The 7114-nt window shown below is 62.1% G+C and carries 5 protein-coding genes; 1 reads left to right on the top strand and 4 read right to left on the bottom strand.

All coding sequences use genetic code 11. The annotated features are described in order from the left end of the window. Positions 1-1774 precede the first annotated feature (1774 nt). The 3 genes from ACFFGH_RS33945 to ACFFGH_RS33955 all read right to left on the bottom strand — a co-directional run bounded on the left by ACFFGH_RS33945 (position 1775) and on the right by ACFFGH_RS33955 (position 4752). A complete protein-coding gene (locus ACFFGH_RS33945) occupies positions 1775-2041 on the bottom strand; it encodes a hypothetical protein (RefSeq protein WP_386677300.1) in 267 nt (88 codons plus the stop codon). 931 nt (positions 2042-2972) lie between these two features. Next, positions 2973-3431, bottom strand: a complete 459-nt coding sequence (locus ACFFGH_RS33950) for a hypothetical protein (RefSeq protein WP_386677302.1) — start codon at positions 3429-3431, stop codon at positions 2973-2975. A gap of 916 nt (positions 3432-4347) precedes the next feature. Further along, complete coding sequence (locus tag ACFFGH_RS33955; RefSeq protein ID WP_386677304.1) at positions 4348-4752, bottom strand: DUF6896 domain-containing protein; 405 nt, start codon at positions 4750-4752, stop codon at positions 4348-4350. Between the two features lie 226 nt (positions 4753-4978). On the opposite strand from ACFFGH_RS33955, the gene ACFFGH_RS33960 reads away from it, so the two are divergent. Then, positions 4979-5341, top strand: a complete 363-nt coding sequence (locus tag ACFFGH_RS33960) for a hypothetical protein (protein ID WP_386677306.1) — start codon at positions 4979-4981, stop codon at positions 5339-5341. A gap of 124 nt (positions 5342-5465) precedes the next feature. Here the strand turns inward: ACFFGH_RS33960 and ACFFGH_RS33965 are convergent, their stop codons facing one another. Then, positions 5466-5738, bottom strand: a complete 273-nt coding sequence (locus ACFFGH_RS33965) for a hypothetical protein (protein ID WP_386677308.1) — start codon at positions 5736-5738, stop codon at positions 5466-5468. Positions 5739-7114 lie beyond the last annotated feature (1376 nt).

Consider the following 7114-nt stretch of genomic DNA (forward strand, 5'->3'; position numbering starts at 1 on the left):
CCCGAGGCCATGGCTGGGATAGGGAACAGAGCTACAAGAACTGTTCCGACGAGTCGCCTAATCCCATCCATTGGGCTCTAACACCTGAGTTAAGCCGGCCCGCGAAGCGGGCTCGGCTTGAACGAATAGTTAGGCTGCAGCATACCGGCCGGAGCCGTAAAAGAGACAAGGGCCGAGACCAAGGGTAGAGGGCGGGCAGGGCGGCATAGCAACAGGCAGAGCGACAGGCGGCAGTGGCAGAGGGCAGCCAACCCGGCGGCGACTGCGTGAGAAGCGCCCGCCGAGAACCGCCACAGCGTGACGAAGTTACGCCCGAGAACCCTGCCGGGCGCGGGCAGAAAGAGCGTGAGGCCCGATGCGTCCGAAGCCAGTCAGCCGTCCCGAGCGGAGCCGCGGGCGCTGTGACGAAAACCACGGCGCCTTTGCCTGCGAGCGACGTCAGCCCGAAGCGGCGCAGAACCTCACCGACCAGGACAGCCACTGCTGCCCGCCTAACACCTGAGTTAAGCCGCGCCGCGAAGCGGCGTCGGCTTGGACGAATTGTTAGAGCCCAGCGACGTGAACTACGAGGAACTCTACGTCACTCGCGCCCGCGTCTGCACTGAGCCAATGGATCTCTTCCAGTCTGCGGCTATCGAGCGCCACGCCGACAACAAGGTCCCGACCAGTGGCCTGACACAGCTCTGTCGCAAATGACACTAGCTCCTCCGCCTCTGCGCGCCCGAAAGCGCCGAGCGGCATCTCAAGCCCTAGAGACCAGTCGGGACAATCACCAGGACCCAAGGTCGGGTCCTCGTCCGGGGACGATCGCTCGTTTATTAAGCTGGCCCCCTTTTCGGACCATTGCGCGGTTAGCCGCCCGAACCTCGACAGGACGGCGCCTTCGCAGTCCTCCAGATCGCTGCCTTCGACATACACGCACAGTTTTTGCATGACTGGGCTCTAACACCTGAGTTAAGCCGCGCCGCGAAGCGGCGTCGGCTTGGACGAATTGTTAGAGCCCAGCGACGTGAACTACGAGGAACTCTACGTCACTCGCGCCCGCGTCTGCACTGAGCCAATGGATCTCTTCCAGTCTGCGGCTATCGAGCGCCACGCCGACAACAAGGTCCCGACCAGTGGCCTGACACAGCTCTGTCGCAAATGACACTAGCTCCTCCGCCTCTGCGCGTCCGAAAGCGCCGAGCGGCATCTCAAGCCCTAGAGACCAGTCGGGACAATCACCAGGACCCAAGGTCGGGTCCTCGTCCGGGGACGATCGCTCGTTTATTAAGCTGGCCCCCTTTTCGGACCATTGCGCGGTTAGCCGCCCGAACCTCGACAGGACGGCGCCTTCGCAGTCCTCCAGATCGCTGCCTTCGACATACACGCACAGTTTTTGCATGACTGGGCTCTAACACCTGAGTTAAGCCGCGCCGCGAAGCGGCGTCGGCTTGGACGAATTGTTAGGCCTTGCCTACCGGACTGGCCTAGCGAGCGGCTTATACACCCAAAACCACAAATCCCCTGCGACGCAAGTGACAGCACACAGGCCAGCTGCCACCTTAAGCCACAAAGGCCAATGCGTGAACTGAAGAGCGTGCGGCAGGATGTTGGTCATCTCGAACGGCCAGAGTGTTCCGATCGCGACCATGAGAACCAGCGCCACGTTCCCAGCGGCGAGCCAGCCCGGCATCTGCTCTTGCGTTCCGTTACTCATATACGTCGATCCTGATGCAAGGCCTAACACCTGAGTTAAGCCGCGCCGCGAAGCGGCGTCGGCTTGGACGAATTGTTAGGCCTTGGCCTGGAACTGCTCATATGCCTCGGCCTCAAGCTCGCCACAATCCGAAATGAGGTTTCCCTCCTCATCGTGGATGCGGAAGATCTCCTGCACTCCACCCACTTGGGCGCAACCGTCCAACCCAAGCAGTAGCGTATAGAACACGTCCGTAAGGGCCGTATCCAGCGCTGCCCAGAGCTTCGCCTGCTGCTCGGCAGGCAGGTCAAGCGCAGCAAATTGCTTGCCGGCCAGCCCATCGCCGCTCTGGACAAAGGCCATGTAGGACTCCTTCTCGCGCTTCCAGCACGCCACGAACTCACGAGCGCCCATCATCTACCTCCGAGGCCTAACACCTGAGTTAAGCCGCGCCGCGAAGCGGCGTCGGCTTGGACGAATTGTTAGCAGCCAAGCCGAGACTGCTCCGGACTGCAGTGCAGAAGACGCCGATGCAGCGCCTCCAACTCTTGAACTCTGCGCATGAGCTCGCCGTCCCACTCTAGCGAGTCGACAGTAAACCGGGACACAGCCCGCATAGACTGGCTGATCTCCTTTGCCGAGGACGACGACAGTGCATTCTGATGCACCCTACGGAGATGATTTGCCAAGTACCAGGTTGTGCTGCCGTGTGCCGCGCCGGCGTGCTCTAGATCATCGACCAGCCGCCCGACTCCCTCGACGAAGGTCTGGAAGGAGTCTTCGGGCCGAGTTGGTGCTTCCATGGCTGCTAACACCTGAGTTAAGCCGCGCCGCGAAGCGGCGTCGGCTTGGACGAATTGTTAGCGCCCATCCGAGATTGGTGCGCTTGGTGGACTGAAGAGCTTGAAGCAGAGGTAGAACGCCAGTCCAGCCAGCCCGAAGAACAGCGTGCCGAGAACTGCCTCTTGCCCCCTGGAGAGCGTTCCCAGGGCATCTTCCCCGAAGAGAATAGAAGCCGCCGCTGCCACAAGACCGCCGGTAGTCGCGATGACCTTCCGAGCTGTGACTCCTCGGAGCGCCGTGCAGACGCCTAAGGCGAGATTAAGAACGATCATTGTGGGAACACCCATGAGCATGGTGGGCAGCCCCGTGACGTCCGACGCGAGTACGGGCCCAGAGGCAGTAAGAAGGGTAAGGGCCGTCACGGCTCGCCGGGAAATAGGCATGGGCGCTAACACCTGAGTTAAGCCGCGCCGCGAAGCGGCGTCGGCTTGGACGAATTGTTAGGCTGGGGCTAGTTGGTCGGCGGGACAGCGTACTTTGCCCCTCGCACGCAGCGCTCCGCCTCGGCCCGATCAGAGAACTCATCCACGGTGAGCACGCCCCAGCCATTGCCGGTCATCCCGGCCCAGACGATGGCCACCTCATCTGCGATCGTATTGATCGTAAGTGTGCCGCTCTTTCCCCCCGGGCTCTGGTCTAGATATATGTCGTGACTGCCTGGCTCGACAACAGTGTGTGCGAAGTTGTTCGGCTTGAGCGTGCCGATGGGCTTGTCGTCCACGATCACACTTGTTCTGTTCCCAGCGCCAACAAAGGCTGCGTTCTCACGACAAACGTACAAGCTTGCCTTTCCTGGGATTGGTTCGAGCCTTTGGAGGTCCGCTTCCGCATCTCGGGAGCCGTACTGGACGGTGGCGCAGCCACCAAGAGACATGGAAACAACCGCCGCTATTAACACGTTGCTTGTCAAAGCAAATCTCCTTTGATTAAACATCCGACGCCTAACACCTGAGTTAAGCCGCGCCGCGAAGCGGCGTCGGCTTGGACGAATTGTTAGGCTGCAGCATACCGGCCGGAGCCGGAAAAGAGACAAGGGCCGAGACCAAAGCCGGAGGCCGAGCAGGGCGGCACAGCAACTGGCAGAACGGTCCGCCGGCAGCGGCCGAAGGCAGTCAACTCGGCGGCGACGCCTGAAGAGCGCCCGGCACCAGCGGACAGTGCGTTATGGAATAACGCCCGAAAGGGCGGCAAAGGCGCGACCCGGAAGAGCCCGAGGCCCGATGCGGCCGAAGTCAGCCAACGGTCCCGAGCGAACTTGCGGACAAGGCGACGAAAACCTCGGAGCCTTTGCCTGGACACGACAGCAGCCCGAAGCCATGCGGAACACCACCGACCAACACAGCACTGGTGCCCGCCTAACACCCAAGTTAAGCCGCGCCGCGAAGCGGTGTCGGCTTGAACGCGTAGTTAGGCCCGAAAGAATCCGCAGCACGCGGATACTCGCTGGCCCGGAAAGAATGCGTGAGGTCGCGCCGAACCCTCACAGCAACGAGCCGATCTTACCCGTCCGGGGCGGCCGAAGGCAGTCGACCCGGCGGCGGCTGCAGGACAAGCGCCCGAGAGGAAGCCCCAGTGCCTAACGCTTTCAGTTAGGCCCGAGAACTCAACCGGGCGCGGACCGGAAGAGTGTGAGGTCCGGTGCGTCCGAAGGCAGCCAACCGTCCCGAGCGGACTCGCGGGCGCTGCGACGAAGGCCACGGCGCCTTTGCCTGAGTGCGGTTGTAGTGCGAGGCCGACCAGAGCTGCACTGACCAAGACAGCCACTACTCCCCGCCTAACACCTGAGTTAAGCCGCGCCGCGAAGCGGCGTCGGCTTGGACGAATTGTTAGGCGACATGGCACGTGAGGTAGTAGAGCGACCCACGTTTCACCACGCGCCCTTGCTCAGCTTCCACCCCGAGCGCTCGCTCGAGCTCCTTCTCGTCGGCGAAGCCGTAGGCGCTGGATTGGAACCCGCTGAATCTGGCGAGGCGCCGGCCATCGAATCCGTTGGTCTCGCCGCGCTCGCCGAAGTCAAAGTCTACTTCGTTGGGCTCGGTGCCCACCGCGCAGCCATAGCCATGCTTGAGGTAGACGCGGCCGCTCACGAGCACGCCCTGCTTTGGCGCGCCGGAGGTAACCCATTCCATTCGGCTGGCGGGTAGTGGAATGCCTGACGCCGACAGCTCTGCCACGGCTTCGCGGACAGCTGCGAGGTATTCCTGTATCAGTCGCTGCAGACCTTCATCCATGACGCCTAACACCTGAGTTAAGCCGAACCGCGAAGCGGTTTCGGCTTGGACGAATTGTTAGAGGGCGCCCCGATGCCATCTCGCAGCTGCCTGGCGCACGAGCTTACTATGTGCATGAAAGCCTACTAGGGCGGACGGAAGAAGGGGACCGATGAGAGCGTGGATACTGGCTGTAGCCCTGCTAGGGGGCTGCGCTACGACGTCGGAAAGTGCGAGGCTTCACTCTGTGGCCATGCACAACGGCGCAACACCGGCGTATGAGTTCCGCATTGATTATGGCGAAATCATCTTGCCTTACGGTCCAGATGGCGACGATGAGTTTGCCGCTGGTGCTCTACGCGTGTACAGCGACACCATGCCAATTCCCGAACGCGTAGTAGTGAGATGGCGAAGCGCACCCGGGCAGGACGGACAAGAGTTCAAATATCCTGTTCCACTTGCCTCGTTGGTTACGAGGCAGCAGAGGATGAGCCGGTTTCTCACTGTGCGCTTTACCGTGAAAGGTGACGCACTTGAAGTACGTGTCGGTGAGGATGCGCGACAAGCCCGCCTTTCCCCTCCTGTCTTCACGGTGCCCACGGCGAACTGACACGCGCGTGGGATCTGGCCGGCGCGGCCTCGCCAAGGAAGCTCACAGCTGCCGGTGAACTTCGATAGCCCTCTAACACCTGAGTTAAGCCGCGCCGCGAAGCGGCGTCGGCTTGGACGAATTGTTAGAGCCCATGCAGCGATCTGACGCTGTCATAGCAGGCGCCGCACAACAGACTAATGCCAGCAAAGGCTTCTGAACGCTCGTTCCAGTCGCCGGAAGAGCCACCCTCCCGGATCCGGGTCTCCTCGCAGGCCGAGCACCAGGCGTCTCCCCGCGGTTCGCCAGAGAAGTAGAAGCCGACTGGTTCTCCGGAATGGAGGCACGCGACGAGGTGCTGGCAGACAAACGTTGCCTCCTGCTCTTCGTGCTTCACACACTCGACGATCTCGGTCATGGGCTCTAACACCTGAGTTAAGCCGCGCCGCGAAGCGGGGTCGGCTTGGACGAATTGTTAGATTGCGAGCCGGCTGTCAACGGAATGCCCAGAGTTCCGGCAGGCTGGAAATGCCTGGCAGACACTCTGCTGCCTCCGACCGCGGCTGGTTACATGAGGGGCACACATAGCCGTCGATTGGTCCGGTGGCGGTGAAGGACTGAAGCACGAGCGGTGCGCAACCGGGGGCTGTGACCTGAACGGAGCGATCAGGCATTGCTACGCACTTGACTCCTGCGACTCGCTGGGGCGTGGACCCGTCGGCGCGATCAATGACCAGCTCGCAGGCATCGCCGCCGAGCCTAGAAATCACGACTCCAGGCACTTCATGGCGCCCCGTGTCACTGCAAGCCGCGAGAATCGCAACTAACGCGGCCTTTTCAGCAAGTAGCGGCAGAGGCCTCATCGCAATCTAACACCTGAGTTAAGCCGCGCCGCGAAGCGGCGTCGGCTTGGACGAATTGTTAGGTGCGGCCGACGTGGCCCTTACCTTTCCAGCCCCAATGTTGCCAGAACCGCCTGCCGATGAGCTGGTGTGAATTCGCACGCATAGTTAGTGCGCGAGTCGCGGGACGCAAAGGCCGACGCTTTCCAGCTCCACGGCTGGGCGCCTGACCAACGAACAAGAAGACGTAGGTCCTGCGCGTGTGTCACCGGCACGGCTTTGCACGGCCGGTCAAGCGCGCGCCGAAGGGCCTGAAGCCGCTGCGGGCTAGTTACCACGACATGCTCGTCGTGAGCGCTAGCGAGCATGGCCTCGTCAAGAGCGACGATTGATGTGCTGAGGAACGAGCGGTAGTACACGCGTGCTCGTTCGGGTTCTGCGGCGGGCCCTCCGGCAATCGCCAGCGGCACGGTGCATCCGAGTAGTACCAGCGCCAGTTTGCGAGAAGGCTGCATGCCGCACCTAACACCTTGAGTTAAGCCGCGCCGCGAAGCGGCGTCGGCTTGGACGAATTGTTAGGCCGAATTGGTGAGGATGCTCGGGGAAGCTGCCCCGAGCCACCGCCAACCGGCCAACAGCCGAGACCCTACTGTAAGACCGCGCCGAGCACACCTGGAGCCGGGCCTTCACGGAAGAGTTCTAACCGAGCGGCCTGCAGCGACCGAAAGAAGTGACGGCGAGTGCAGCCGCCACCGGAACGGTCCGGGGCGAAGGGCGTGAGCAGCCGAAAGACCAGCCGGGGCGAGCTTGCTCGCCAGCCGGCCCTCCGCACAGAACATGGGCTGTTCCAATGCGGCCTAACACCTGAGTTAAGCCGCGCCGCGAAGCGGCGTCGGCTTGGACGAATTGTTAGGGCCCGTTGCCGGCGACCAGCAGGTGCACCCTATACATT

The organism is Lysobacter korlensis, assembly GCF_042434515.1.